The following is a 23,115-nucleotide window of genomic DNA, read 5'->3' as shown; positions in this document are numbered from 1 at the left end:
GGCGGGGAAAGCCGCGCCGTTCGTGGTGGACCACGGTGGAATGGGCGATGTCGTGCAGCGCAGGAAGACGGGATGCCGAAGTGCTCGATCGGGTCCGTGAGGCCGCCGGAACGGCGCTGGTGGAAGACGTCGGCGCGGTCGTCGCGGCGGCGGCCGCCATGTCCGGGCGGTTCCGGCGCGGTGGCAGGCTGCTGGCTTTCGGCCGGGGCGAGGCCGCCTCGGACGCGGCGCACGTGGCCGTGGAGTTCACCCACCCGGTGATCGTGGGCAAGCGCGCCCTTCCGGCGCTCAACCTGGGCGCCGAGCCCTCCTCGCTGCCGGTGCTGGGACGCCCCCAGGACATCGCCGTGGGGATCCGGCCGCTCGACGGCGACCTGGCCGCCGCCCGCGGGCTCGGCATGCTGACCGTCGCCCTGACGGCGGACGAGGAGTGCGCGCAGGCGGAGCACGTGCTGACCGCGCGGAGCACGGATCCGCTGGTCGCGAGGGAGATCCACATCACGATGTACCACCTGCTGTGGGAGCTGGTCCACGTGTTCCAGGAATCGGAGTGCCCCGCGTGAACGGCGAGCCGGCGGACGAGGAGGTCTGCGACTCCTGCGTGACGTGTGGCGATGTGGCCGTGGCCGTGCGGGTCGTGGGGCTGCTGCCCGACGGGCTGGCGCGTGCCGACACCGGCGCAGGCACCGAGGAGATCAGCGTGGCGCTGGTGGAGGCACAGGTCGGGGACACCGTGCTGGTGCACGCGGGCGAGGCGATCGCCGTACTCGGAAAGGACGCCCGATGACCGAGACGCTCTACCCGTTCCTGCGGCGCGACCCGCTCGACGTGACGGCGTCCACCGCGGAGAAGGCCCGCGAGAGCCTGGAGCTGCGGCGGCGGGTGCTCGACGAGATGGAGGGCCCGCTGGTGGCGTGCGCGGCGGCGCTGGCCGCCGCCTTCCACGGCGGCGGGCGGCTGTTCACGTTCGGGAACGGCGGCAGCAGCACCGACGCGCAGTCGGTGGCGGACCTGTTCACCGGACGCGGCCTGCCCGCGGTGTCACTGGCGGCCGACACGGCGCTCGTGACGGCGCTCGGCAACGACGTCGGCTTCGAGGTGGTGTTCGCCCGCCAGCTCGCCGCGCTCGGCGGCGAGGGCGACATCGCCTGTGCCCTGTCCACCAGCGGCGGCTCGGCCAACGTGCTGCGCGGCCTGGAGCGGGCCGCGGGCCTGCGGATGGTGACCGTCGGGTTCGCCGGCTCCGGAGGCGGCCGCATGGCGGAGGAACGGCTGGCCGAGCACCTGTTCGTGGTCCCGTCGTCGTCGGTGCACCGCATCCAGGAGGCGCAGGCGACCCTCTACCACGTGCTGGCCGAGCTGGTGTCGGCCGCCCGCGAGACCTCCTCACACCAGGGTTCAGCAGATGCGGGGTAGCGGGTCGCCCACCAGGACGTCGACCACCCGGGTGCCGCCGAAGGCGGTGCGGAGCAGGACCAGCCCGGCCGGCGCCGCGGCGACGGTCCCGATGATCGCGGCCTCGGCGCCCAGCGGATGGGAGCGCAGCACCTCGAGGGCCCGCCCGGCGTGCTCGCCGTCCACCACCGTGACGAACCGGCCCTCGCAGGCGACGTAGAGAGGGTCGAGGCCGAGCAACTCGCAGACGCCGGTGACCTCCGCCCGCACCGGGATGTCGTCCTCCCGCAGGACGACGGCCACCTCCGACGCGTTGGCCACCTCGTTGACGACGGTGGCCACCCCTCCCCGGGTGGCGTCCCTCAGCGTACGGACGTGCTGCGGCATCGCGGCCAGCAGTTCGGCGACGATGGCGTGCAGCGGCGCCGTGTCGGAGACGATCGGCGCTTCGATGCCGAAGTCGTCCCTGGCCAGCATGATGGCGGCGCCGTGCTCCCCGATCGGGCCCGAGACGATGACCGCGTCCCCCGGCCGCGCGTGCGAGGCCGACAGCGTGACCGGCAGCTCGACGAGCCCGACCCCGGCGGTGGTGATGAAGCAGCCGTCGGCCTTGCCGCGCTGGACGACCTTGGTGTCGCCGGTCACGATCGTGACGTCGGCCGCCGCCGCGGCGGCGGCCATCGAGTCGGTGATGCGCCGCAGGTCGGCGACGGGGAAGCCCTCCTCCAGGACGAAGCCGGCCGACAGGTGGGCCGGTCGGGCCCCGCACATGGCCAGGTCGTTCACGGTGCCGTTGACGGCCAGGTCACCGATGTCCCCGCCGGGGAAGAACAGCGGCGAGACCACGAAGGAGTCGGTGGTGAAGGCCAGGCGCTCGCCGCCCACCCGCAGGAGCGCGCCGTCGTCCAGCGGCGCGAGCAGCGGATTGCGGAACGCCTCCAGGAAGACGGCCTCGATCAACGTGTGGGTGGCCTTGCCCCCGGCGCCGTGGGCGAGCGTGATGCGCTCCTCCCTGACGACGGGCTTGCGCCGCCGGATCCGCTCGATGCGGGCGAGCACCTGCTGTTCGCGGTTCACGTTCGGCTCGCCTCCTCGGCCAGCGGCCCGCCGGCGGAGGTCGCGCGCATCTCCTCCCGGCTGAAGCGCCCGAAGTTGTAGTACGCGGCACACGCGCCCTCCGAGGAGACCATGCAGGTGCCGATCGGCGTCTCCGGGGTGCACGCGGTGCCGAACACCTTGCACTCCCACGGCTTGAGCACGCCCTTCAGCACCTCGCCGCACTGGCACGACCGCGGGTCGGCGACGCGGACCCCGGGCAGGTCGAAGACGCGTTCGGCGTCGAAGCGGGCGTACTCGTCCGACATGGCGAGGGCGGAGTGCGCGATGAACCCCAGCCCGCGCCACTCGAAGTGCGGCCGCAGCCGCATCACCCGGCCCATGGCCGACAGCGCGATGCGGTTGCCCTGCCACGGCACGACGCGGGAGTACTGGTTCTCCACCTCGCAGCGGCCCTCGGCGAGCTGCGTCAGCAGGCGGTGCACCGCGTCGAGGATGTCCAGCGGCTCGAACCCGGCGACCACCAGCGGCTTGCCGTGGTCGCGGGCGATGAACTCGTACGGCTGGCAGCCGATCACCGCCGACACGTGGCCGGGCCCGATGAACCCATCAAGTCGCAGGTCCGGCGAGTCGAGGATGGCCTTGATCGCCGGAATGATCATGACGTGGTTGCAGAAGACGGAGAAGTTGGCCAGCCCTTCGGCCTCCGCGCGCAGCACGGTCATGGCCGTGGACGGCGCCGTGGTCTCGAAGCCGATGGCCATGAAGACGACCTTGCGATCCGGGTTGGCCCGCGCGATCTTGAGCGCGTCCAGCGGCGAGTACACCATCCGGATGTCGGCCCCGGCCGCCTTGGCGTCCAGGAACGAGCCCTCCCCACCGGGCACCCGCATCATGTCGCCGAACGACGTCATGATCACGTCCGGCCGGCGGGCGATGTGGATGGCGTCGTCCACCCGGCCCATCGGGATCACGCAGACCGGGCAGCCGGGGCCGTGCACGAGGTTCACCTCGGCCGGCAGGTGGTCCTCCAGGCCGTGCTTGTAGATGGTGTGCGTGTGACCGCCGCACACCTCCATGAACGTGTATCGGCGCCCCGGCCGGCAGCGGGCGGCGATCTGCGCGGCGAGCGCCCGCGCCGTGCCCGCGTCGCGGTACTCATCGACGAACCGCATCAGAGGTCCTTCCTAGGCGATGTCCGAGGTGCGCAGCGCGTCGAGTTCGTCCTCGTACGCCTGCCCGAGCCCGTTGAGGTAGTCGAGCACCGCCTGCGCCTCCTGCTCGGAGATCTTGGACAGCGCGAACCCGACGTGTACGAGCACCCAGTCGCCGGGCGCGAGCGCCTCGTCGGCGAGCAGGCCGACGTTGATGCGCCGGCGCACGCCGCTGACGTCCACCACGGCGAGGTCTTCGTGTTCGGGCAGGCGCTCGACGAGCTCACCTGGAATGCCAAGGCACACCGGACACCTCCCCGCCGGAGGCGCCTGACGTGGCGAAGGTGAGCGACTCCAGGACCAGCTCCTCGCCGCCGCTGATGTCGACGCCGTCGTCGCCGCAGCCCGGGCAGACGGCCAGCGTGTCGACGGACTCGGAGCGCTCGCCGCAGTTGCGGCAGCCGACCGTCATCGGCGTGATGACGAGCTCCACCACCGCGTCCTGCACGGCCGTGCCGGCCGCGGCCAGCGTGAACGCCTGCCCGAAGGCCTCGTCGACGACGGCGTGCCGGGCGCCGACGCGTACCCGGGCGGCCGCGACCGCCCTGCCTCCCGCCTGCTGCTCGATCAGCTCGACGAGCCCCTCGCACATCCCGATCTCATGCATGCTGCCCCTACATTCGCTCCATCTTGATGTATCGCCGGATGTCCGGCCACAGGCGGATGACGACCAGCGCCATCCCGCAGAGCACGACCAGCTTCACCGTGCGCGACTTCCACATCTCACATCACCTCACCGTGGGTGCCGGATCGCGGGCGTCCGGAGTGGCACTTTCCGCAATCATGTACATAACCAGGGACTTCACTAGGCCGGCCGCCTCGCCGACCATCGCGCGCACCGGCGCGCTCAGCTCGAACGGGTCCTCCTCGACCGACGCCGGCTCGCAGCAGACGACCCGCACCCGCGCGGGGAGCCGGCCGAGCTGCCGGGCCAGCCGCAGGACCCGGACCGGGTCCATGCCGTGCGTCTCCACCGACGCGTCGTTTCCATCGGGCAGCTCGGGTTCGAGGACGGTGAGCGTGCCGGGAGCCAGGCCGCGCGGGGCGGCGTCCACGAAGACCACGCCCGTGTAGTCCCGCTGCAGGGCGTAGGCCAGGTCCATGCCGCGGATGCCGAAGTCGACGACCTCCATGCCCGGCACGCCCGCCTGCCCGGCCAGGTGGCGGGCCACCTCGACGCCGAACCCGTCGTCCCCCAGGAACACGTTGCCGATCCCGGCCACCAGGACGCGGCCGGGGGCCGGGCGGCCGTCCTGCTCCCCGAAGGGCTCGATCTCCTCGGCGGAGTAGAAGAACCGGTGCCCGGGCAGCCGGGCCTCGCCCAGGTCGCGCCCGGGATCGTCGTCGAGCGTGACCGCGATGTGGAAGGTGCCCTCGTCGTCCTGCTCCACGCTCTCCACGACGGCCACGCGGCCGTCCAGCACGAGGTCGAAGACGTCGGCCTGCGCGCGGGGCCGCAGCCGTACCCGGCTGCCCGGCCCGATCGGCACGCCGGCGATGACGATCTCGGCCGGGCCGCGGCCCGCCATCCGGGTCCAGAATCCAGTCATTCGTGTGGCTCCGTCCTGCGCATGATGCCGTGCAACCGCATCAGCTCGTCGGGTGTGAGGGAGTCGCAGCGCTCGAGGATCGCGCGGGCGCGCGGGTCCCCGTGGCGGATCTCCTCGCGTTCCCGGTCACTGAGGGCGAGCACGCTCAGCGTGAGGAGCTGGTCGATCTCGGTCGCGTCGAAGAGGTCGCCGGGGCTCTCCGGCGAGATCCGCGGGTGGTCGTAGAGGATGATCGGCGCGGACAGCACGATGTGCCGGTCGCCCTCCGGCCCGGCGAGCACCGGCCAGACGCCGGCGTTGTCGCAGCCCGCCGCCTCCGCCCGCAACTCCTCCGGCGGGTCCATGAGGGAGACGAACCTCGCCCGCGGCGCGCGCAGCACGGTGTGCGCGGAGACCAGCGTGCGCCGCATGGCCTCCTCGCGGCCGCCCCCGGGCCAGGGCGTGGTGTTGACCACCTCCACCGTGATCCGGAACAGGTCCGGGCGCAGCCGCCGCGCGCTCGCCTCGATCCGGCCGTTCAGCTCCCGCCAGCCGCCTTCGGGAGACTGATCTCGTGCCGGGATGTCGATCTTCTCGATGACCGGGCCGTGCAGCAGGTCCTCCAGGACCAGGCCCGGCATGCTCACCTCACGCTCCTGGGCCTCCTCGCCGGTCGCCTCCGGCTCTCCGGCGCGGAGCCGGGTGACGACGTGCAGGAAGCGTACGGACACGTCGACGAGGTCGCGGGGCCCGGCTTCGAGCAGGCACTCGGTACGCGTCAGCCACGGGTTGCCGTCATTGGCGCGCCCGTACGCCTCGGGGTGGACGCCGCCGATCGTCCAGCGGTGCCGGTTCTTCAGCGACGACTCCCGGTACGGCCACAGCAGGTAGCCCTCGTACAGCACGGCCTGCGCGATCTGCCTGACAGGGTCCATGTGGGATCAGCCTCCGCCCGTCTCCAGCAGCGACCGCACCGCGTCGTCCCAGCCGGGCAGGGTGTGCCGGACCCGGTGCGCGTACAGGCGGTCGAACGTGCCGCGCTCCAGCCGGATCCAGGCGGTGTCCGGGAAATGGCGGTCCATGAGGTCCTTCCAGACCGTCACCGGCATGCGGAAGTCCGCCTCGGTGTTCCACGGCAGGCAGGCCGCCTGCAGGCGCCCGTCGTCGAGGTAGAAGACGGTCCCGGTGAACAGGAACCGCAGCGGCACCTCGCCGTCCGGCAGGCCGTGCAGGTACTTGGCCGCGGCCACGTCGAAGTCGTAGGTGCACGCGACCGTGACCGGCGTGGTCGTGCCGCCGGTGAAGGCCGGGACGTGGGTGACGGTCTGCGTCCACAGCAGGCTGGACAGGTTGCGTCCCCAGTCCTCGGGCGGGCCGAACAGCTCCTTGAGCCGCTCCGGCGCGTGCCCGTCGTAGCCGCGTGCGGTGGCGTCGATGCGGATCTGCGTGGCCAGCGTGATCGCCTGGACCGGAGCGTCCGCCCGCAGGTCGAGCCGGAAACACAGAGCGGGCGCGACGGCGGGCGTGGCGGGCTCGACGTCGCGCACCTCGATCCGCAGAACCGGTGTGGTCGGCGGCATCACGCGGGCGACAGGTTGGGCATGTCGGGGTCGATCGGGTCGTGCATGCGCGGGTTGACGCCGGTCGAGCGCCGGGCCGTGGAACGGCCGTCGGGCAGGTGGCCCTTCTGCCTGCCGTAGCCGCCCGGCGCGTTGCCCTCGGCCACGCCCTTGACGTGGGAGGGGGCGTCGGGGCGCACGTCGCGCCGCCCGGTCTTGATCGTCGACTTCTTGTTCACGCGGGACTCCTGTCGTTGCCGGTGGCCGGTACGGTGACGGACCGGCCGCCGAGGTCGGTGAAGAATCGGGTGATGTGCTCGCGTACGTCCTTGCCGCCCGTCAGGCCCCGCCAGTGCGCGCGGATGGCTCCGACGAGCGCGTAGCAGTCGTCCACCGGCACGATCCAGGCCTCCTGGTCGACGAGCAGGGCCTCGACGTCCGGCTCCAGCCGCCGCAGCACCGGGTTGTCGCGCCGCAGCAGCTCCCAGGCGGTCCGGTCGGCGGGCGCCCGCACGGCCCCGGCCGGGCTCGGGTAGTACAGGACCGGGTCGCCGGTGTCCGAGTCGTGGATCAGGAACACCGTGCGCACCGGGGCCCGCAGCCGGGCCCAGGCCCCCTCCTCCAGGCGGAAGCCGCTCAGCCGCCAGCGGCGCTCGGGCACCAGCCGGTAGTGCCCGCCGCCGGCCGCCGCGTGGTCGAACAGCACCTGGCAGGCGCGGCACGCGCAGCGCAGCTCGCGCCCGGCCAGCTCGAGCAGGTGGCGGTGGACGGCCGGCAGCGGCTCGGCGCACAGCTCGCAGCGCTGCGTGCGCGGTTCACGCCGAGTGGGCTCGACCGACTGCGCGGCGAGGCGGCGCAGCAGGCCCGTCATGGCACCGGGGCCCGCGAGATGGGGCGGACGGTCAGGCTCTCGACCGGGATCAGGGCCGCGTCCGCGACCTCGATCTCGACCCGCTCGATCTCCGGGGCCGCCTCGCGCACCGCGTCCCGGAGGGCCGAGGCCGCCCCGGCCGCCGAGGAGCGGCAGCCGGTCGGGCGGAAGCGCAGCCGTACCAGGTCGCCCTCGACGGAGAGCAGGTCGGCGGCGCCGGCCAGCGCCTGCTCCACCCGGGTCCGGGTGTCCAGCGGGTGCAGATCGTGCAGCAGGAGCAGGGGCGAGACCAGCTCGTCGGCGCCCAGGCGGGCCGCCGCCTCGTCGCCCACGAGTGTCATGACCCGTGCCAGGCCCTCGCCGTACAGGCCGAGCACCTCCGCGACGAGCTCCGTGGCGGCCCCGTCGGCCTTGTCGAGCAGGGATTCGATCCTGCGGACGCGCTCGTTCATCAGCCGGAGACGCTCGCGCCGAACGTGGGCGAGTGCACCTGCTTGAGCACCTTGCCGCCGCCCAGGTACATGTGCACCCCGCAGGGCAGGCACGGGTCGAAGCTGCGCACGGTACGCATGATGTCGATGCCCTTGAACGACTCGGCGCCGTTCTCCTCGAAGATCGGCAGCCCCTGCACCGCGTCCTCATACGGGCCCGGCGTGCCGTACCTGTCGCGCGGGCTGGCGTTCCACGGCGTCGGCGGGTACGGGTGGTAGTTGGCGATCTTCCCGTCGCGGATCACCACGTGGTGCGACAGCACGCCGCGCACCGCCTCGTGGAAGCCGCAGCCGATCGCCTCGTCCGGTACCTCGAAGTCGGTGAACACCTGCGTGCGCCCGGCCCTGACCTCGCCCATCGCCTGCTCGTAGAAGTGGACGGCCATCGCCGCCGCGTACGCCACGAAGTAGACGCGGGCGCGGTTGCGCTCGATGGTGTTCGCCCAGCGCGGGATCTTCCACTCCAGCCGCGTCTCCGGGAAGGCGGCGCTCTTGGGCAGGTTGATCTCCACGCTCTGGCCGGTGGCCCGCACCGTGCCGGTGTCGACGAGCCCGGCCAGCGCCGTGGTCCACAGCCGGGCCAGCGGGCCGCCGCCGGTGTCGAGCGCCAGGTGGTCGCCGGTGCGCTTGTCGTACCAGCGCGGGCTCATCACCCAGCTGTAGTTGCCGTTCTCCAGGTCGCGCTTCTGCGGCTTGGGCAGGGTCGTCTGGTTCCACGGGTGGCGCTGGTCCACCGGGTTGCCCAGCGGGTCGTGGGTGACGAACGTCTCCTCGGCCTGCCAGTCGTCATAGTACGAGCTGCCCAGCAGGATCCTGATGCCGAGGTTGATGTCCACCAGGTTCGTCGTGACCAGCTCGTTGTCCACCACGATGCCCGGCGTGACGAACATCCGGCGGCCCCAGTCGTTCATGTTCCGGTAGTCGTAGTCGACCACCGCCGGGTCCTGGAACGCGCCCCAGCAGCCGAGCATCACGCGCCGGCGGCCGACCTCCTCGTAGCCGGGCATGGCCTCGTAGAAGAAGTCGAAGAGGTCGTCGTTCATCGGGACGGACCGCTTGACGAAGTCGAGGACGCGCAGCAGCCGCACCATGTAGTCGGTGAACACCTGAGGGGTGGCCACCGTGCCCACGCCGCCGGGGTACAGCGTGGACGGGTGCACGTGCCGGCCCTCCATCAGGCAGCACATCTCCCTGGTGACCCGGCTCACCTGCAGCGCCTCGCGGTACAGGTCACCGGTGAACGGGTTGCACGCGCGCATGATGTCGGCGATCGTCCGGTAGCCGTGGATCGCGGAGTTGGGCGCCTGGGTCGTCTCGGCCCGGCGCAGCAGGCTCGGGTTCGTCTCCTTGACCATCTGCTCGCAATAGTCGACGAAGACGAGGTTGTCCTGGAAGAGCGTGTGGTCGAACATGTACTCGGCGGCTTCGCCCAGGTTGATGATCCACTCACCGAGTGGAGGGGGCTTGATGCCGTACGCCATGTTCTGCGCGTAGATCGAGCAGACCGCGTGGTTGTCACCGCAGATGCCGCAGATGCGGCTGGTGATGAAGTGGGCGTCGCGCGGGTCCTTGCCCCTCATGAACACGCTGTAGCCGCGGAACAGCGACGAGGTGCTCTTGCACTCGACGACCTCGCGGTTCTTGAAATCGATCTTCGTGTAGATGCCCAGGTTCCCGATGATCCTGGTGATCGGGTCCCAGGACATCTCCACCAGCTCGCGGGCCTCGCCCTTGAGCTTCTTCTCACCTGCCGTACGGATGGCCACCTCGCCGCTCTCCCTCTCAGCCGTTTCCCCAGCGCGGGTCGAACCCGCTCGTCAGCCGGCGGCGGTTGTGGCGCCACTTCGGCTCCTTGTTCGCTGCCTTGTTCGTGATCGCGCGAAGCCTGCGGATCATCGCGCCGTACGCGCCGCTCATCGCGACCGAGACGGACGCTCCCGGAGGCTCGTCCATGAAGGGCATGAACTTGTCGGGGAAGCCGGGCATGGTGCAGGCGATGCAGATGCCGCCCACGTTCGGGCAGCCGCCGACGCCGTCCATCCAGCCGCGCTTGGTGACGTTGCAGTTGACCACCGGCCCCCAGCAGCCGACGCGCACGAGGCACTTGGGGGAGTTGTAGTCGAGGGCGAAGTCGCCCTGCTCGTAGTAGCCGGCCCGGTCGCAGCCCTCGTGCACGGTCTTGCCGAACAGCCAGGTGGGGCGCAGCATGTCGTCGAGCGGGATCGTCGGCGCCATGCCCGCCGCCTGGTACAGCAGCCAGGTCAGCGTCTCGGTGAAGTTGTCCGGCTGGACGGGACAGCCGGGCACGTTGACGATGGGCAGCCCGCCCGCGGAGCGGAAGTCGCGGCCCAGGTAGTCGGCCAGCCCCATGCATCCGGTCGGGTTGCCGGCCATGGCGTGGATGCCGCCGTACGCCGCGCAGGTGCCGATCGCGACCACGGCCCAGGCCTTGGGCGCGAGCCGGTCGATCCACTGGTTGACCGTGATGGGCTGGCCGGTGGCCGGGTCGTTGCCCATGGACGTCCAGTAGCCGTCACCGTTGATCTTCTCGTTCGGGATGGAACCCTCGACCACGAAGATGAACGGGCCGAGCTCGCCCTCGTGGGCCCGGTGGAACGGGGCCATGAAGGCGTCGCCCGTCTCCGCGGCCAGCACCTTGTTGTGCAGGTGCACCTTGGGCAGTCCCGGTACGAGCCCGAGCAGGACGTCCTCCAGGCTCGGCAGTGTGGCGGCGGTGACCGAGACCGTGTCGCCGTCGCAGCTCATGCCCTCCGAGGTCCACAGGATGTGCACCTCGTCCAGAGCTTTCGGTGTTTGTGTGGTTGTCATGGCCCAAGCCCCCTTCTTGGCCCGCGTAGAGGTTTAGGCCCCCATATCACTTGGTATCCGACCTGCGACTCTACGTAGCGGACATACCGTGATGACGGAGGTTGTAAACCATGACGCAGACCCTGCCGACCCGTACCGGCACCCGCGATGAGCTGCGCGAACGCGTCTCAACCCGGCCTGCGCAGGCCCTCGTGCGGGCCGCCGCGCGGGGAGCGATCGGCTCCATGGCGATGTCCGGATTGCGGCAGTTCACGACGGCGATCGGCCTCGTGGCGAAGGTGCCGCCCGAGGCCGTGCTGGAGCGCACCGTCCCGCGGTTGTTCCGCCGGGTGCACCACCGGCGGCGACCCGCGATGGTAGAGCTGGCGCACTGGGGGTACGGTACGGCCGGAGGGGCGCTGTACGGGCTGCTGCCGCACCGGCTGCGCCGCCGCGCGTGGGCGGGACCTGCCTACGGCGTCGCGTTCTGGCTCGCCTTCGAGGCGGCCATCGCGCCCGCCCTCGGCCTGCCGCGCCATCCCCGCACCACGAGGGAGCGCCTGGCGCTGCTGGCCGACCACCTGCTGTACGGGGTCGTGGTCGGCGCCTCCCCGTGGCCTCACCGGGACGTGCCGGAAAGCCCCATGGAGCGCCCTATGGACTGACCGGGCCGAGCCGGTCCCGGGCGGCGGCGACGGCCACCTGGCCGAGGCTGATGCCGCCGTCGTTGGCCGGCACGCCGGAGTGGGTGAGCACCCGGAATCCGGCCCCGCCCAGCCGGTCCACCGTGCGCCGCAGCAGCAGCACGTTCTGGAAGACGCCGCCGGACAGCGCGACCGTCGTCAGCCCCGTCCCGTCGCGCAGCATCCGGCAGCAGCGCACGATGAGATCGCTCACGCCGTTGTGGAAGCGGGCGGAGATGACCGGCACGCCGACGCCCGCGGCCAGATCCGCCAGGGCGGCCCGTACCAGGTCCGAGCCCGCCACCACCAGCACGCCGCCGTCACGGGAGACGGTCGCCGGGTAGCCGCCGCGCTCGGCGGGGTCGGCGAGCTGCTCCAGCTCGATCGCGGCCTGCCCCTCGTACGTGATGGCGTCGCGCACGCCGAGCAGCGCCGCCACCGCGTCGAACAGCCGGCCCGCGCTCGACGTCAGCGGCGCGGCCGTCCCGCCGCGCCGGGCCAGCGCGCTCACCTGCCCCCACCGCCGCTCGTTGCGCCGGGCCACGGCCGACGTCTCGCCCTCGCCGTCCAGGTACGCGGCGGCCATCCGCCACGGCTGCCTGATCGCCGCGCTGCCGCCCGGCATCGGCACGGGCGCCAGATGCCCGGCCCGCTCGAACGCGACCAGGTCGGCCAGCAGGAACTCGCCGCCCCACAGGGTCCCGTCGAGCCCGTAGCCGAGCCCGTCGAACGCGACACCGATCACCCGGCCGTGCTCGCCGTTGTCGGCCAGGCAGGCGGCGACGTGCGCGTGGTGGTGCTGGACGGCGACCAGCTCCACGTCCGGCAGGCTCAGGGCGTGCTTGGTGGACAGGTACTCCGGGTGCAGGTCGTGGGCCACCACCTCGGGACGCACGTCGAACAGCGCGGCGAAATGCTCGATCCCCTCCACGTACGACCGGAAGGTCTCGTAGTCCTCCAGGTCGCCTATGTGCGGGGAGACGAACGCGTGCCGCCCCTTCACCAGGCAGAAGGTGTTCTTCAGCTCGGCGCCGCAGCCGAGGATCCGCCGGGACGCCTCCCAGGCCAGCGTGAACGGGCGCGGGGCGTGGCCGCGCGAGCGCCGCACGGCCATCCCCTTCCCCCGGAAGGGCCGCACCACCGAGTCGTCGGCGCGCAGGTGGATCGGGCGGTCATGCGTGAGGAATGCGTCCGCGATGCCGCCGAGCCGCTCCAGGGTGTCGCGGTCGTCGTACGCGATCGGCTCGTCCGAGCGGTTGCCGCTGGTCAGCACGATCGGGGCGCCCAGGTCGGCGAGCAGCAGGTGATGCAGCGGCGTGTACGGCAGCATCAGCCCGAGCTCGCGGCTCCCCGGCGCGACCGCCCCGGCCACCGCCGCGTCCGGGCGGCGCGGCAGCAGGACGACCGGTCGCGCGCGGTCGGTCAGGAGCGCGGCGCCGGCCTCGTCCACCTCGCACAGCCGCCGGGCCGCGGCCAGGTCGGCGACCATGACCGCGAACGGCTTGTCCTCGCGCTGCTTGCGCCGCCGCAGCCCGGCGGCGGCGTCCTCGTCGGCGGCCGGCACCGACAGGTGGTAGCCGCCGAGCCCCTTCACCGCCAGCACCCCGCCCCGCCGCAGCACCCGCACGGCCCCGGCCAGCGGGTCGCCCGCCGCGCCGACGAGCTCTGCCGGCTGCTCGCCCGTCGTACGGATGAGCCTCAGCGCGGGGCCGCAGGCCGGGCAGCAGATGGGCTGCGCGTGGAAGCGCCGGTCGGCCGGATCGTGGTACTCGGCCAGGCAGCCGTCGCACATGGCGAACCCCGCCATCGTGGTCAGCGGCCGGTCGTACGGCATCGCCCGCACGATCGTCAGCCGCGGCCCGCAGTTGACGCAGTTGACGAACGGGTAGCGGTAGCGCCGGTCGCCGGGGTCGGCCAGCTCCGCCAGGCAGTCGGCGCAGGTGGCGATGTCGGGCGACACCAGTGTGCGTGAGGCCCCCGACGGGTCGCTCGCGACGATCCGGAACCGGCCGTCGGCGCGCACCGCACGCGAGGTGACGGTCACCCGCTCGATCGCGGCCAGCGGGGGAGCGTCGCGCTCCAGCCGTACCAGGAACTCCGCGATCTGGCCGTGCCCGCCCTCCAGCTCGACGAAGACGCCGTGCGCGTCGTTGCCCACCCGGCCCGCCAGCCCGAGCCGCGTGGCCAGCCCGTGCACGAACGGCCGGAACCCCACCCCCTGAACGACGCCCTCGACCCGGACCCGCACCCCCATCGGGCCAGTCTGCAACGAGAACGGCCCCGACTGAATCACCCCGTCGGCGAGGCGCGGATCGCTCATGCGGGAAGGACGTCGTCGAACTCCACGTAGAGGTGCCGGGGCCCGCGCAGCCCCGGGTTCGGCCGGTACGGCGGCGGGTCGGCGACCAGGCGCGGATTGACCAGCCGCCGCGCGAGCTCGCCCAGCGCGAGCTGCGTCTCCAGCCGCGCCAGCGGGGCCCCGAAGCAGTAGTGGATGCCGCTGCCGAAGCCGAGGTGCTGGTTGTCCTGCCGGTCGGGGTCGAAACGGTCGGGATCGGGGAAACGCGCGGGATCACGGCTGCCGGCGGCGAGCACGAGGCTGATGATGGCGCCTTTCGGGATCGTCGTGCCCGCGATGTCGATGTCGGCCAGCGCGGAGCGGCGCAGGCTGAGCATCTGCACCGGCGGCTCGAAGCGGAGCAGCTCCTCGACCGTGCCGACGACCAGGTCGGGCTCGTGGCGCAGCCGGTCCAGCACGCGGGGGTTGCGCAGCAGGGTGAGCATGCCGTTGGTGACGAGGTTGACGGTGGTCTCGTGGCCGGCGACGAGCAGCGTCGCGGCGGCGCTCAGCAGCTCCTCCAGTCGCAGGTCGATGGCCGGGTCGGTGACGATGGCCGAGAGCAGGTCGTCGCCCGGCCGCCGCCGGTGGGCGTCCATCAGCTCCTTCATGTACGCGCCGAGCTCCGTCCTGACCTCCATGTTCCGCCGCTCCCGCTCGGCGACGGTCCCGGTCGTCGGGTCGATGGTCTCGATGATGGCCTGCGACCACCGGTGGAAGCGGGGCTCGTCCTCGCGGGGCACGCCCAGCAGGTCGCAGATCACCGTGACCGGCAACGGATAGGCGAAGTCCTCGACGATGTCGACCTGGGTCTTTCCGGCGAACCGGTCGATCAGGTCCGTGACGATCCGCATCATCCGTGGTTCCATGCCGTCGACCCGGCCGGGGGAGTGGGGCGGCCCGAAGTGCCGCATCATCATGGAGCGGATCCGGTCGTGGTCCGGCGGGTCGGTCCTGATGAAGGACGACGGCAGCGCGGTCCCCGACTCCTGCTCGGCGGCGATGTCGGGAATGTTGCGGACGTCGGAGCTGACGCGCGGGTCGTGCAGCAGCGCGACGATCTCCCGGTAGCCGCTGACCGCATAGCTGCCGTCCGCCTGCCGCGCCACCGGGGTCCTGCGGAGCTCGGCGTAGAGCGGGTACGGATCGGCGCGGTTGGCGTAGTCGAGGATCCGCTCGTAGACGCCTGCCCCTGTCACTTCCTCTGCCACTGTGACGGCTCCCTGATGTGCTCGCTCGGTGTGGTTCACTGCCGCCGCTGCAGCGTCACGCGGCGCTCGTCCGGGTTGTGGCCGGTCAGCACCACGGTCGCGCCGTAGGTGGGGGAGATCCGCTGCGGTACGTCGGCCGGCATGACCTGGAGGCCGTCGGGCTGCCCGACCATGCCGGGGCCGGGCGGGAACGGCGCGGCCCGCTCGATCTGCGCCTGGTAGAAGTCGAGCCACATCGCCTGGTCGAAGGCGACGGCGGCCGTGATGCGGCCCCGGTTGCCATAGACGGCGACGAACCGGCGATCGGCGACCGAGCCCTGCGCGACGACGACCTCGTCGGCGAAGGTCGGCACGCCGACGGACTTGATGTTGACACCGAACTGGGCGGACCAGAAGACCGGCAGGGACACGTGCGGCCAGCGGTCGCTCTCGGCGCTGATCATGTTGTGCGCCGCGACCTGGGCCTGGGTCACCGCGTTGCCCCAGTGTTCGAGGGACAGGAACTGGTACTCGTACACCGGGTGCGGGAAGCGCGCCACGTCGCCGGCGACGAAGACGTTGTCGGTGACCAGGGCGTTGACGTCGAACGCGCGGCAGCCCGCGTCACAGGCGACTCCCCACACCCCGGCGGCCAGCCCCGAGCCCTCCAGCCATTCGACGTTGCGCTCCGCGCCGAGCGCCGCCACCGCCACGTCCACGTCGAGCGTGTTGCCGTCGGACAGGCGGGCGCGGCGCAGGCGCCCGTCGCCGTCCCCTTCGAGCGCCTCGACGGTGACCCCGCAGCGCAGGTCCACGCCGTGGTCGCGCTGCATGTCCGCCGCGATCGCCCCGATCGTCCCGCCCAGCGCGCCCGACAGCGGCGCCTTCCCGCGCTCGGTGACGGTGACGTCCAGGCCCAGTTCGCGGCAGACGGAGGCGATCTCCGACCCGGTGAAGCCGGCGCCGATGATCAGCACGCGGCGAGGGCCCGCGGTCAGCCGCTCCCGCAGCCGGGCCGCGTCCTCGTTGGTTCGCAGCACGAACACCCCGTCGAGGGCGGCCTCCGCCGCGTTCGGCCAGGGCCGGGCGCGCGCTCCCGTGGCGATCAGCAGACGGTCGAAGTCCACCTTCCGGCCGTCCGCGAGGTGGACCTGCCTGGCCGCCAGGTCCAGCCCGGTCGCCGCCTGCCCCAGCAGCCATTCCGCCTCGAACTCGGCCCGCCGGGGCAGCGCGGTGTCGTCGGCGGCCACCTGCCCGGTCAGGACCTGCTTGGACAGCGGCGGCCGGTCGTACGGCTCGTACGGCTCCGCGCTGATCAGGGTCAGCGACCCGGCGTAGCCCTCCCGGCGCAGCGTCGTCGCCGCCCGCAGCCCGGCCAGCGAGGCGCCCACGATGACGACGCGGCCGACCTCCACGGGCCTCTTCCCGTTCACCGGCCTGGGCGGGGCGGCCTTGGCGGGCCTTCCGAGCGTGTGGACCTGGTCGACCACCAGGGCCTGGACCGGGCAGGCCGCGGCGGCGCGCAGGACGCGGGTGCGCTCCGAGTCGTCCGGGTGGAGCTCGTACATGAGGGCTTCGGAACGGCGCATCGCGAAGACATCCGGCGCGAGGAAGGCGCACTGCCCGTAGCCCTCGCAACGGGTGAGATCAACGACGACTCTCATCTGGTTCGCCCTCTTCGACACGTAGTGTGGTGATTACTGTGAGTAATCATGGGTGGCATACCCATTGCGGTCATAGCCACACCAACCGCCCCGCGGGTCAGCGGGAGGCTGTCAGCGCCAGCACGTCCGCGAGCTGGCGCGGCGTCGGCAGGATGCGCAGGGACTCGTCGATCTCGCGTTCCGCCCACTCGCGGTGCCGCCGCTCGGCCCCCGGGTCCAGCGCGATGCGGGTCTGGACCAGCAGGAAGTTCAGCCGGGTCGCCAGCAGCATCGAGAAGTCGGCCGCCTCCGTGATGCGCCCCGGCCCGCCGTCGCGCACGTAGGCCTCGTACATGGCCCGCATGGCGTCGAGGTCCGCGTCCGGGCCGTCGCAGAACCAGTCGAACAGCGCCCTGGCCAGCTCCCGCCCCGGCGCGGCCGGGCCGAGGTTGTCCCAGTCGACGACCACCAGGGCGCCCGCGGGGTCGGCCAGGACGTTCTCCGGGTGCAGGTCGCGGTGGCAGACGATCAGCTCGGCGGGATCGGCCGGCGCGACCGCCGCGCACAGCTCGGGCAGCGTGGCCAGCCGCTCGGCCAGCCGCCCGGCCCAGGCCGGGCCCCCTCGCACCCATTCCCGCTCGGCGGGGACCTGGTGGTACCAGGCGGCGGGTGGCCCGCCGTCCGCCTCCGCCGTCGCGGCGGGAGCGCATCGGTGCAGGCGCGCCAGCAGCGTTCCGAGCTCCCGCGGCGTGGCCCGCGCCGCGAGATCGACCGGCCGCAGGTCGATCCAGTCGTAAAGGCGCAGCCACGGCCCGCCGCCGGGCGCGCTGAGCAGGTGGCGGCCCTCGCAGTCGGGGTGGCTGGCCGGCAGCCGCACTCCCGCCTCGGCCGCCCGTCGCGCGAACGCCAGCTCCGCCTCGATCAACGCCTCCGACGGCGGCTCGCCGAAGATCTCCTTCAGCGCGTAGCGCGCCGGGCCCACCTCCAGCCGCCAGATCTGCCCCAGCGCGCCGCGCGGCCCGGCCGACACCACGACGTCGGCATCCCACCCGAACGCCTCGCGCACGTACGCGACCAGCTCCGTGACCACGCTCATCCCTCCGCCACGAGATCCACGCGTTCGAGTATGAACCGCCACGGCGGCGTTCACTCGACTGTCATCCGCATATGTCATGATCCACGGGTTCTCACGGATCTTGTGACAGGAGAAGGATGACTGCATTAGCGCGCCGCGCGCTCCGCGCCGCTCTCGCGGGCGGCCTGGCCGCGGCCGTGGCGATCTGGCCGGTGGCGGCACCCGCGGAGGCGGCTGTGTCCGCCGCCGTGTCGGTGGACTTCACCAAGCCGGTTCGTACGCTGTCCGCCGGCGACTACGGCGTCGGCATCACCGGGTACGGCGAGGGCTCGTACATCACGAACGACTCCCGGCACCGCGAAAACCTGCGCAACCTCAAAGCGGGCCGGATGCGCATAGAGCTGCACTACCAGGAGCCGGGCAACCACTCCAGCCCGATCGTGTGCGGCGGGTACAAATGCGATACGACCATCACGGGCGACGCCTGGATCGCGGCCATCCGCGACCTGGGCGCCGAGCCGGTCGTCATCCTCCAGGTGGACGGCCGCCAGACCGCCGAGGTGAACCGGGACGACGCGGTCGCCCTCTACCGGCACTTCGCCGCCTCGGGCACGCCGGTGCGCCGCTTCATTCTGGGCAACGAACTCAACTGCACCTGCACCCCAGAAAAGCCGGAAATGTCGGCATCTGAGTACAGTCGGCGCTTCAACCTGATCACCGACGCCCTCGATGCCGTGGACTCCGCGGTCCGCGTCGGCGGCCCCGCCACGGCCTGGAACGACCTGTCGTACATCAGGACGTTCCTGGAGGGCTCGCGGGACCGGGTCGACTTCCTCGACTACCACGACTACGGCAACGGCACGGACCCGATCAGCGACGAGGACCTGCTGGGCGCCGCCATCCGCAGCTACGAGACGGACCTGAAGGAGGTCGGCGCGCTGGCCGAGTCCGTGCTCGGCCGCAAGATCGACCTCCAGATCGGCGAGTTCAACTCCGACTTCGACGACCCCGACGGCCACCGTACGCTGACCCACTTCAACACGCTCTGGGGCGCGGCGGCGCTGGGCCAGATCCTGCACGCCGGAGCCGCCGCCTACCAGTACGGCGACAAGAACGGCCAGCTCGGCCTGACCAGCACGAAGGGTGAGGGCGGCATCCCGCGCAGCGAGCCGCTGCCCATCTACCACGGCATCGGCATGTTCACCGGCGAGGGCCTGTTCCGCCCGTTCGGCACGACCATGGTGCAGGCGGCGGCCGACACCGACCAGCTGTACGCGTTCGCCTCGGACGGGTCCAAGAACGTCGTCCTGGTCAACGTCGGCGCCCAGCCGCTGGAGACCAGGCTCGCGTTCACCGGCCTGACGGCGGGCACGGCCGCGATCTGGCAGAGCACCTCCGACGCGTGGGCCCCGCACCGCACCGGCACGGCCGCCGTCGCGGGCGGCGCCGCGACGCTCACGCTCCCCGCGCGCTCGGCCACGACCCTGGTCATCGACCAGCAGGGCCTGTCGGCGACCTACTTCGACAACGCCGACCTGACCGCGCCCAAGCTGACCCGGATCGACCCGGCGGTGGACTTCGACTGGGGCGCGAACGCCCCCGACCCGGCCGTGTCCGCCGACACGTTCAGCGTGCGGTGGACCGGCAAGGTGATCGCCGAGCGCGCCGAGACGTACACGTTCATCACCACGAGCGACGACGGCGTGCGGCTCTGGGTGGACGGCACGCTCCTCGTGAACAACTGGACGGACCACTCCAAGCGCGACGACAGCGGCCAGATCGCGCTGAGCGCCGGGGCGCACGACATCAAGATGGAGTTCTACGACAGCGGCTACGACGCCATCGCCCAGCTCCACTGGTCCAGCCCCACCGTACAGCGGCAGATCATCCCCACGGCGAACCTGCTCGCTGGCTGAGCCCTGAGCCCGCCGGCCGGGAGGCTCAGGTGGCCAGCACCCTGGTGAGAGCCTCCTGGACGGCGGCGCGGACCGTGGCGGGATCGTCGAGGTCGAAGCCGACCACGAGCCCGTCCCTGAGCAGCAGGACGATGTCGGCGGTCCGCTCCGGGTCGGGGTGGCCGTCGGCGGCCAGGAGGTCGCGGTAGAGGTCGCGGACCCAGCGGCGATATTCGCTGATGGCCTGCCGTACGGGGTGGGCGGGGTCGGGATACTCGGCCGCCGTGTTGACGAACGGGCAGCCGCGATAGCTGGTGCCCGCGCCGAACTCGCACATGTAGGCGAAGATCTCCAGCAGCTTCTCGCGCGGCGAGGTGGCCCGCAGGGTCGTGACCAGGGTGCGCTGCAGCGAGGTCTGGTGGACCACGTAGGCGCGGACGAGGTCGTCCTTGCCCGGGAAGTGGTGGTAGAAGGTCGCCTTGGCGACGCCCGCCTCGGCGATGATCCGGTCGATCCCGACCGTGTGGACGCCGTCCGTGTAGAACAGGCGCGTCGCGGTCTCGAGGACGCGCTCGCGCGCCGGACTGGGGCGACGGCCCTCCAACGTTTCTGCGCTCACGAGTTGACGGTACCAGACAGACCTGTCTATTCTCATGCCTAGTGGCAGACAGACAGGTCTGTCTAACGAAGGGCAACGACATGAGCATCTACACCGCCATCGCCACCTCCGCCGGACGCGACGCCCGCGCGGTCTCCTCGGACGGAAAGCTGGACGTCAAGCTGGCCATGCAGAAGGAGCTGGGCGGCGACGGCGAGGGCACCAACCCCGAGCAGCTTTTCGCCGCCGGCTACGCCGCCTGCTTCGCCTCGGCGATGCGGCTGGTGGGCGCGCAGCAGAAGCTCGACGTCTCGGACGCGTCGGTCACGGCCGAGATCGGCCTGTCGCCCAACGGCAAGGGCGGCTTCCAGCTCGAGGCCACGCTCCGGGTCGAGCTGCCCGACTCCATCGCGCCGGAGGCGGCCAGGGAGCTCGTCGAGGCCACCCACCAGGTGTGCCCCTACTCCAACGCCACCCGCGGCAACATCCCCGTCAACCTGGTCATCGAGTAGCGGGGTCGTCGGGGCGGCCGGTGACGGCCTCGATCTCCTCGGCGATCTTCCACAGCGGCGTGCGGCGGGTGGTGAGGACGACCATGACCTCGTCCGCGGCGGCCTCGGCCTCGAGGCCGTCCACCCAGGGGCCGAGGGCCTTGGTCACCTCCGAGATCGCCGCCGCGAGCCGCGCGCGTACGTCCCCCCGGCCGGCCGAGCGCAGCCAGCCGCGCAGCACGTGGTTGTGCGCGGCCACCACGGCGGCGGAGGCGACCTCGTGGCGCAGCCGGAACTCCGGCCTTTCGTCCTTCGCGCGGCGGCCGTTCATGTAGCCGACGAAGGCCCGCTGGTAGCGGCTGGTGGCGGCGATCTCCCACTCGCGCAGCGCCGGCACCCGACGCGTCAGCTCGTACCGCTTGACGGCGGTCTCCGGGTCCTCGGCGTACATGTCCAGGACGATCCCGGCGGCGTCCGCGATCACGAGAAGCGGCGAGCGCAGCGGGGAGGCCGACTCCAGGAACTCCGTCACCCGCCCCAGGCACGCGTCGTGGTCGGGGAGGATCGCGTCCTCCTTCGTGCGGAAGTGCCGGAAGAACGTCCGCCTGGCCACTCCGGCGGCCTTGGCGATCTCGTCCACCGTGGTCGCGTCGAACCCGGCCTCGAGCGACATGCTGATGGCCGCGGACATCAACTCCCGGCGCGCGTCTCGCCTCGCGGACATCTGCTCCCTTCCATCCGCCAACGGGGGCTTCACCGTACACCTGCTCTGGCGTCATGTCACTCAGTGCCTTATCTTAAGTCACTGAGTGCCTGTCCTTGAGTTGGGAGAAGCGTATGAGCCTGGCCGGCCACCTGCACGACGTGGCGGAGGAGTACCCCATGCTCCGCGAGGCGATCAGGGCCCTCGCCGAGGAGAAGATCGCCCCGCAGGCCGCCGCCGCGGACGAGAGCGAGGAGTTCCCCTGGGAGGTCTACAAGGACCTCGTGGCGGCCGACTTCCACGCCGTCCACATCCCTGAGCAGTACGGGGGCGCCGGGGCGGACGCGCTGGCCACGGTGATCGTCATCGAGGAGGTGGCGCGGGCGTGCGCCTCGTCCTCGCTCATCCCGGCCGTCAACAAGCTCGGCACGGTCCCGCTCCTGCTGTCGGCGTCGGAGGAGCTCAAGTCCCGCTACCTGTCCTCGGTGGCCAGTGGCGAGGCCATGTTCTCGTACGCGCTGAGCGAGCCGGAGGCGGGCTCGGACGCGGCGGCGATGAAGACCCGGGCGGTCCGGGACGGCGACGACTACGTCCTCAACGGCACCAAGATGTGGATCACCAACGCCGGCGTGTCCGAGTACTACACGGTCATGGCGGTGACGGACCCCTCGGCCGGCGCGCGCGGCATCTCCGCCTTCGTCGTGGAGAAGTCCGACGAGGGCGTCTCCTTCGGCCCCAAGGAGAAGAAGCTCGGCATCAAGGCCTCACCGACTCGCCAGGTGATCCTGGAGGACGTCCGCATCCCGGCCTGGCGCATGATCGGAGAGCCGGGCACCGGCTTCAAGACCGCCCTGGCCACCCTCGACCACACCCGCGTCACCATCGCCGCCCAGGCCCTCGGCATCGCCCAGGGGGCCCTCGACTACGCGATCGGCTACGTCAAGGAGCGCCGCCAGTTCGGCCGCCCGATCGCCGACTTCCAGGGTCTGCAGTTCATGATCGCCGACATGGCCATGAAACTGGAGGCGGCCCGGCAGCTCACGTACACGGCCGCGGGCATGTCCGAGACGGCCATGCGCGGGACTCCGGTGAAGGAGCTGACCTTCTTCTCCAGCGCGGCCAAGTGCGCGGCCTCGGACGCCGCCATGGAGATCACTACGGACGCCGTCCAACTGCTCGGAGGGTACGGCTACACGCGGGACTATCCGGTCGAGCGGATGATGCGCGACGCCAAGATCACCCAGATCTACGAGGGCACCAACCAGATCCAGCGCCTGGTGATGGCCCGCCAGCTCCTCAAGTAGGCGGTCAACGTGCGGGAACCCGGTTAAGTGATCATGCGCGAAGCCGGGTCGCGCACGTAGGCGGTGCCGCTCGGACGGAGAGGGCTGGACAGGGCTTGTGTGGGTAGCGTCCTGCATATGGGCGGCATCGGCCCCGCCTGGGAGATCGTGTACGACGGCTTCGATCTCGGTCGAGAGGGACTGAGGGAGGCGTTGTGCACGCTCGGCAACGGCAGGTTCGCCACCCGGGGCGCCACCCCGGACGGCGAGTCGCGCACGCCGGGCACGTACGT

The 23,115-nt window shown here is 71.8% G+C and carries 27 protein-coding genes; 8 read left to right on the top strand and 19 right to left on the bottom strand.

The features are described 5' to 3' along the window. The first annotated feature begins 80 nt into the window (after positions 1 to 80). From ACIHFD_RS63425 to ACIHFD_RS63415, 3 genes are read left to right on the top strand one after another with little or no spacing between them, the layout of a single operon-like run. A complete protein-coding gene (locus ACIHFD_RS63425) occupies positions 81 to 563 on the top strand; it encodes a phosphoheptose isomerase (RefSeq protein WP_397375207.1) in 483 nt (160 codons plus the stop codon). Beyond that, positions 560 to 787, top strand: a complete 228-nt coding sequence (locus tag ACIHFD_RS63420) for a HypC/HybG/HupF family hydrogenase formation chaperone (protein WP_355211264.1) — start codon at positions 560 to 562, stop codon at positions 785 to 787. The genes ACIHFD_RS63425 and ACIHFD_RS63420 overlap by 4 nt, the downstream gene beginning before the upstream one ends. Continuing rightward, positions 784 to 1,416, top strand: a complete 633-nt coding sequence (locus tag ACIHFD_RS63415) for an SIS domain-containing protein (RefSeq protein WP_397375206.1) — start codon at positions 784 to 786, stop codon at positions 1,414 to 1,416. Before ACIHFD_RS63420 ends, ACIHFD_RS63415 begins: the two co-directional genes overlap by 4 nt. Here the strand turns inward: ACIHFD_RS63415 and hypE are convergent. From hypE to ACIHFD_RS63350, 13 genes are read right to left on the bottom strand one after another with little or no spacing between them, the layout of a single operon-like run. After that, the gene (gene hypE / locus ACIHFD_RS63410; RefSeq protein WP_355211270.1) at positions 1,399 to 2,472 is read right to left on the bottom strand and encodes a hydrogenase expression/formation protein HypE; all 1,074 of its coding nucleotides are present in this window, start codon (positions 2,470 to 2,472) and stop codon (positions 1,399 to 1,401) included. The genes ACIHFD_RS63415 and hypE overlap by 18 nt on opposite strands. Beyond that, positions 2,469 to 3,626 (bottom strand): hydrogenase formation protein HypD, encoded by a 1,158-nt coding sequence (gene hypD, locus ACIHFD_RS63405; protein ID WP_397375205.1) that lies wholly within the window; start codon positions 3,624 to 3,626, stop codon positions 2,469 to 2,471. The genes hypE and hypD overlap by 4 nt, the downstream gene beginning before the upstream one ends. Before the next feature lie 12 nt (positions 3,627 to 3,638). Further along, positions 3,639 to 3,911 (bottom strand): HypC/HybG/HupF family hydrogenase formation chaperone, encoded by a 273-nt coding sequence (locus tag ACIHFD_RS63400; RefSeq protein WP_397375204.1) that lies wholly within the window; start codon positions 3,909 to 3,911, stop codon positions 3,639 to 3,641. Then, a complete protein-coding gene (locus ACIHFD_RS63395) occupies positions 3,889 to 4,272 on the bottom strand; it encodes a hydrogenase maturation nickel metallochaperone HypA (RefSeq protein WP_350737794.1) in 384 nt (127 codons plus the stop codon). The genes ACIHFD_RS63400 and ACIHFD_RS63395 overlap by 23 nt, the downstream gene beginning before the upstream one ends. A gap of 7 nt (positions 4,273 to 4,279) precedes the next feature. Beyond that, on the bottom strand, positions 4,280 to 4,387 hold the full coding sequence (locus ACIHFD_RS63390) for a DUF6893 family small protein (protein ID WP_397375203.1): 108 nt from the start codon (positions 4,385 to 4,387) through the stop codon (positions 4,280 to 4,282). Positions 4,388 to 4,393: 6 nt separating this feature from the next. Then, positions 4,394 to 5,215, bottom strand: a complete 822-nt coding sequence (locus ACIHFD_RS63385; RefSeq protein ID WP_397375202.1) for a hydrogenase maturation protease — start codon at positions 5,213 to 5,215, stop codon at positions 4,394 to 4,396. Further along, positions 5,212 to 6,129 carry a hypothetical protein gene (locus ACIHFD_RS63380; protein WP_397375201.1) on the bottom strand — a complete coding sequence of 306 codons (918 nt, stop codon included), beginning with the start codon at positions 6,127 to 6,129 and terminating at the stop codon, positions 5,212 to 5,214. The genes ACIHFD_RS63385 and ACIHFD_RS63380 overlap by 4 nt, the downstream gene beginning before the upstream one ends. Positions 6,130 to 6,135: 6 nt before the next feature. Further along, the gene (locus ACIHFD_RS63375; RefSeq protein ID WP_397375200.1) at positions 6,136 to 6,774 is read right to left on the bottom strand and encodes a DUF6084 family protein; all 639 of its coding nucleotides are present in this window, start codon (positions 6,772 to 6,774) and stop codon (positions 6,136 to 6,138) included. Beyond that, positions 6,774 to 6,992: a hypothetical protein gene (locus tag ACIHFD_RS63370; protein ID WP_350737782.1), complete on the bottom strand. Its 219-nt coding sequence runs from the start codon at positions 6,990 to 6,992 to the stop codon at positions 6,774 to 6,776. Before ACIHFD_RS63370 ends, ACIHFD_RS63375 begins: the two co-directional genes overlap by 1 nt. Further along, a complete protein-coding gene (locus ACIHFD_RS63365; RefSeq protein ID WP_397375199.1) occupies positions 6,989 to 7,624 on the bottom strand; it encodes a DUF5947 family protein in 636 nt (211 codons plus the stop codon). Before ACIHFD_RS63365 ends, ACIHFD_RS63370 begins: the two co-directional genes overlap by 4 nt. Beyond that, the gene (locus ACIHFD_RS63360) at positions 7,621 to 8,076 is read right to left on the bottom strand and encodes a hypothetical protein (RefSeq protein WP_397375198.1); all 456 of its coding nucleotides are present in this window, start codon (positions 8,074 to 8,076) and stop codon (positions 7,621 to 7,623) included. Before ACIHFD_RS63360 ends, ACIHFD_RS63365 begins: the two co-directional genes overlap by 4 nt. Continuing rightward, positions 8,076 to 9,881: a nickel-dependent hydrogenase large subunit gene (locus ACIHFD_RS63355; RefSeq protein WP_397375197.1), complete on the bottom strand. Its 1,806-nt coding sequence runs from the start codon at positions 9,879 to 9,881 to the stop codon at positions 8,076 to 8,078. The genes ACIHFD_RS63360 and ACIHFD_RS63355 overlap by 1 nt, the downstream gene beginning before the upstream one ends. Before the next feature lie 16 nt (positions 9,882 to 9,897). Beyond that, entirely contained in the window at positions 9,898 to 10,944 is a 1,047-nt protein-coding gene (locus ACIHFD_RS63350) for a hydrogenase expression protein HypE (protein ID WP_350737770.1), read from the bottom strand. A 110-nt stretch (positions 10,945 to 11,054) separates the two neighbouring features. On the opposite strand from ACIHFD_RS63350, the gene ACIHFD_RS63345 reads away from it, so the two are divergent. Then, positions 11,055 to 11,588, top strand: a complete 534-nt coding sequence (locus tag ACIHFD_RS63345) for a hypothetical protein (protein ID WP_397375196.1) — start codon at positions 11,055 to 11,057, stop codon at positions 11,586 to 11,588. On the opposite strand, the gene hypF is transcribed toward ACIHFD_RS63345, so the two are convergent. From hypF to ACIHFD_RS63325, 4 genes are all read right to left on the bottom strand, one after another. Further along, positions 11,578 to 13,926, bottom strand: a complete 2,349-nt coding sequence (hypF, locus tag ACIHFD_RS63340; protein WP_397375195.1) for a carbamoyltransferase HypF — start codon at positions 13,924 to 13,926, stop codon at positions 11,578 to 11,580. The two genes, ACIHFD_RS63345 and hypF, sit on opposite strands and share 11 nt — an antisense overlap. Then, on the bottom strand, positions 13,923 to 15,155 hold the full coding sequence (locus ACIHFD_RS63335; RefSeq protein ID WP_397375194.1) for a cytochrome P450: 1,233 nt from the start codon (positions 15,153 to 15,155) through the stop codon (positions 13,923 to 13,925). The genes hypF and ACIHFD_RS63335 overlap by 4 nt, the downstream gene beginning before the upstream one ends. A gap of 35 nt (positions 15,156 to 15,190) precedes the next feature. Beyond that, a complete protein-coding gene (locus ACIHFD_RS63330; protein WP_397375193.1) occupies positions 15,191 to 16,798 on the bottom strand; it encodes an FAD-dependent oxidoreductase in 1,608 nt (535 codons plus the stop codon). A 97-nt stretch (positions 16,799 to 16,895) separates the two neighbouring features. Beyond that, positions 16,896 to 17,873 (bottom strand): phosphotransferase enzyme family protein, encoded by a 978-nt coding sequence (locus tag ACIHFD_RS63325; RefSeq protein ID WP_397375192.1) that lies wholly within the window; start codon positions 17,871 to 17,873, stop codon positions 16,896 to 16,898. A 116-nt stretch (positions 17,874 to 17,989) separates the two neighbouring features. Between ACIHFD_RS63325 and ACIHFD_RS63320 the strand changes: the two genes are divergently transcribed. Beyond that, positions 17,990 to 19,768 (top strand): PA14 domain-containing protein, encoded by a 1,779-nt coding sequence (locus ACIHFD_RS63320; RefSeq protein WP_397375191.1) that lies wholly within the window; start codon positions 17,990 to 17,992, stop codon positions 19,766 to 19,768. Between the two features lie 25 nt (positions 19,769 to 19,793). Here the strand turns inward: ACIHFD_RS63320 and ACIHFD_RS63315 are convergent, their stop codons facing one another. Then, the gene (locus ACIHFD_RS63315; protein ID WP_397375190.1) at positions 19,794 to 20,366 is read right to left on the bottom strand and encodes a TetR/AcrR family transcriptional regulator; all 573 of its coding nucleotides are present in this window, start codon (positions 20,364 to 20,366) and stop codon (positions 19,794 to 19,796) included. Positions 20,367 to 20,446: 80 nt separating this feature from the next. Between ACIHFD_RS63315 and ACIHFD_RS63310 the strand changes: the two genes are divergently transcribed. After that, positions 20,447 to 20,857: an organic hydroperoxide resistance protein gene (locus ACIHFD_RS63310; RefSeq protein WP_192785113.1), complete on the top strand. Its 411-nt coding sequence runs from the start codon at positions 20,447 to 20,449 to the stop codon at positions 20,855 to 20,857. Here the strand turns inward: ACIHFD_RS63310 and ACIHFD_RS63305 are convergent. Beyond that, positions 20,847 to 21,560 (bottom strand): TetR family transcriptional regulator, encoded by a 714-nt coding sequence (locus ACIHFD_RS63305; RefSeq protein WP_397375189.1) that lies wholly within the window; start codon positions 21,558 to 21,560, stop codon positions 20,847 to 20,849. The two genes, ACIHFD_RS63310 and ACIHFD_RS63305, sit on opposite strands and share 11 nt — an antisense overlap. Before the next feature lie 113 nt (positions 21,561 to 21,673). Between ACIHFD_RS63305 and ACIHFD_RS63300 the strand changes: the two genes are divergently transcribed. Together ACIHFD_RS63300 and ACIHFD_RS63295 are read left to right on the top strand one after the other, a co-directional pair. Next, entirely contained in the window at positions 21,674 to 22,843 is a 1,170-nt protein-coding gene (locus tag ACIHFD_RS63300; protein WP_397375188.1) for an acyl-CoA dehydrogenase family protein, read from the top strand. A 117-nt stretch (positions 22,844 to 22,960) separates the two neighbouring features. After that, the coding region (locus tag ACIHFD_RS63295) for a hypothetical protein (protein WP_397375224.1) at positions 22,961 to 23,115 on the top strand (155 nt) is incomplete at its 3' end.

The organism is Nonomuraea sp. NPDC051941 (assembly GCF_044593615.1).
This window is presented reverse-complemented; position numbering and strand designations above follow the sequence as displayed.